The sequence below is a fragment of the Aquitalea sp. S1-19 genome, assembly GCF_024343515.1.
Genome location: NZ_RJTZ01000203.1, coordinates 1 through 2,812, shown reverse-complemented (window position 1 = coordinate 2,812; position 2,812 = coordinate 1). Strand labels below are relative to the sequence as shown.

Sequence of the window (2,812 nt, the reverse complement as noted above, 5' to 3'; positions counted from 1 at the left end):
AAGCTCCGCCATTGCCGCCTTTATCGCTGCTTGCGGCGCTGCCCTGCAGGCAGCCTTTCCCGGCTGCCGCATCATGGTGTTCGGCCATGCCGGCGACGGCAATCTGCATTACAACGTCAGCCATACCCGCACGGATCACGCGGCGCTGTTCGACGACGAAACTGCGGTTAATGCCATCGTCTACGATCAGGTCGCACGCTACGGCGGCACCATCGCCGCCGAACACGGCGTAGGCCAGCTCAAGGGGCAGTGGCTCGCACGCTACAAGGACCCGGTGGCGCTCACTATCATGCGCAGCATGAAACAGGCGCTGGATCCGCAAGGGCTGATGAACCCGGGCAAGTGGCTAAGCCAGATCTAGGTGGGAGGCGGGCCGACGCCCGCCAAACCACTACACCCTGAATTTGCCGAAACGGCTGTCCATTTGCCCGGCCAGAGAGGAGAGCCGCGACAGGGTCGCGTTCACATCCTGCAAGGCACCCTCGTTGGCCACAATGCGGTTATTGATCGCTTCGGTACTCTGCGCAATCGCACCGGACGCCTGATGCTGCTCGCTGGTCGAGCTGGAGATCTCGCTCATGCGCTGCAGTACCTGACGCATGGAGTCGCGCACGCTCTGGATACGCGCGGCGGCTTCTTCGGTGCGCGCCGAACTCTGATCGACCACGCTGAGCGTACCTTGCACATCATCAACCGCACGTTTCGCCTCATCGCGGATAGCGCCAACCTTGCTGCTGATTTCCTGAGTGGCACTGGCGGTGCGCTCGGCCAGCTTGCGCACCTCGTCCGCCACCACGGCAAAGCCGCGTCCCTGTTCGCCGGCGCGCGCCGCCTCGATCGCCGCGTTCAGCGCCAACAGGTTGGTCTGGTCGGCGATATCGCGGATCACGCCGGTAATGCCGGAAATCTCCTGCGAGCGCCGGTCCAGCCCGGCCAGCATGGCCTCCAGACTGCGTACCGAACCCAGCGTATTTTCCATATCATCCGACAGCGCATGAATGCCGTCGGCACAGGATTCCAACTCCTGTCCGGTCGCCTTCACCAGCAGGTCGGCCTGACCGGCACCATCGGCGATCTGCGAAATGCTCACGCCCAGCTGCTCCAGCGTGGCAGCATTGGCCGTCGATACTTCGGCCATCTGGCTGGCACCGGCCGCCACCTCGCTAACCCGGCCGCTGGCATCCGCCACGCCGCCGACCACCTGCGCCGCCTCTGCACGCAACTGGGAAAACAGCTCGCCCAACTGCCCGGTAAAGCGGTTAAAGGCCTGCGCTGTCTGGCTGATCTCGTCATTGCCATCTACCGCCAGCTTGCGTGTCAGATCCGCCTCGCCACTGGCCATCCCGACCATCGCATCGCGCAAGCGCGTCAGCCCGGCCAGCATCCGCCCCTGCACCAGACCTGACAGCGGCAGCATCAACAGGAAAGCCCCCAGCGTGAAAGCCCCCAGCGTCAACAGCAGCGTATTGAGCGGCGTCAGCACCAGCGACTTCTCGCTCAGCACCACAATGCTCCAGTTCAGCTCTTCCAGCCGCACAACCGAAGCCAGCATGGTCTTGCCGCCGACCTCGACCTCCACCAGTTCGCCGCTACCACTGGCGGCCTGCATGGTTGCCGCATTCAGCGCCGGCACCAGCGTCGTCAGCGGCTTGGTCTGCAAGGCCTTGTCCGGTGCAGAGATCAGATTGCCCTTGCTGTCCACCAGCAGGCTGTAGCCATTGCCGCCTACCGGCAGGGTCGCCAGCGTGCGCGTCAGTTCGGTCATCGAAATATCGCCGGCCAGCACACCGCCATTGCTGCCCGGTAGCGGAATGGCCGCCGTGAGCACGATGGCCTTGGTATTGGCGTCGATATAGGGGTCGGTCATTACCAGCTTGCCCGCAGCCATGGCCTGCTGGTACCAGCCTCGACTGGTAACCGCATACTCGGCAGGCGGCGTCCAGCCCGAGGCAAAATGCCCCTTGTTATCGGCAAAACCGACATACAGGTCGATAAAACGCCCCTCCTGCATGCCCTGCGTCAGGAACCACTGCGGATCACGGCCCAGCATATTGATTTCATTGTCGTAGCGCTGCGAGCGCCCCTTGATCACGCTCTGCTTGTCCCGCGCCCAGTCGCCAATCAGGATAGACTGCCCCTTGAGCGTGGTGTTCTGCTCACTGGCAATGCCCTGCAGTGCCATGCCGCGCACCTGGACAAACACGATGGAAAACAGCAGTACGGCAAACGCTGCCAGCAGCACGGCATTAAAGCCGATGATTCGCGCCTTGAGTGAACGCATGGATCTCCCCTTTAGTTATTGGCGCCTCGATGCGGGCGCTTGTGGCGGATTATGTATTTGATATCCAGGACGCGCAATCAAGATGGCATATATAAGCAAAACTGGAAATTCCATAACATTTAACCGAAAATAAATGTTTGGATGAAGCAGACAGGAATGACCATGGCAACACGCAGCCTGGCCGAAATCATCGTCGGTGAGTGGTGGAACCGACGGCAGCAGAATGTCGATCAGGCTCAGGTCGACCGCAGCATGATCGAGAACGGCCTGCTGACACCGGCCTATATCTTTCTGGTGTTCATTTCCTGCGCGATTGCCACGCTGGGCCTGTTGCTAGACTCGGCTGCGGTGGTGATCGGCGCGATGCTGATCGCGCCCCTGATGGGGCCGATCAATCTGCTGGGCTACGCCATCGCCAAGACCAATCTGGCCTACGGCAAGCAGGCGGGGCTGGCACTGGGCTTTGGCGTGGTGGCGGCACTGGTGACCAGCTACACCATCGTCAATTTCTCGCCTTTTATTCCACCGACC

3 protein-coding genes are annotated in these 2,812 nt (G+C 61.7%); 2 read left to right on the top strand and 1 reads right to left on the bottom strand.

The features are described 5' to 3' along the window. The coding region (locus EGI20_RS17155) for an FAD-binding oxidoreductase (RefSeq protein WP_498632931.1) at positions 1–361 on the top strand (361 nt) is incomplete at its 5' end. Positions 362–391: 30 nt separating this feature from the next. Here the strand turns inward: EGI20_RS17155 and EGI20_RS17150 are convergent. Continuing rightward, positions 392–2,281 carry a methyl-accepting chemotaxis protein gene (locus tag EGI20_RS17150; RefSeq protein WP_498632930.1) on the bottom strand — a complete coding sequence of 630 codons (1,890 nt, stop codon included), beginning with the start codon at positions 2,279–2,281 and terminating at the stop codon, positions 392–394. A 162-nt stretch (positions 2,282–2,443) separates the two neighbouring features. Here EGI20_RS17150 and EGI20_RS17145 point away from each other — a divergent pair. Then, positions 2,444–2,812: DUF389 domain-containing protein (locus EGI20_RS17145; protein WP_498632929.1), on the top strand; the 369-nt coding region annotated here is incomplete at its 3' end.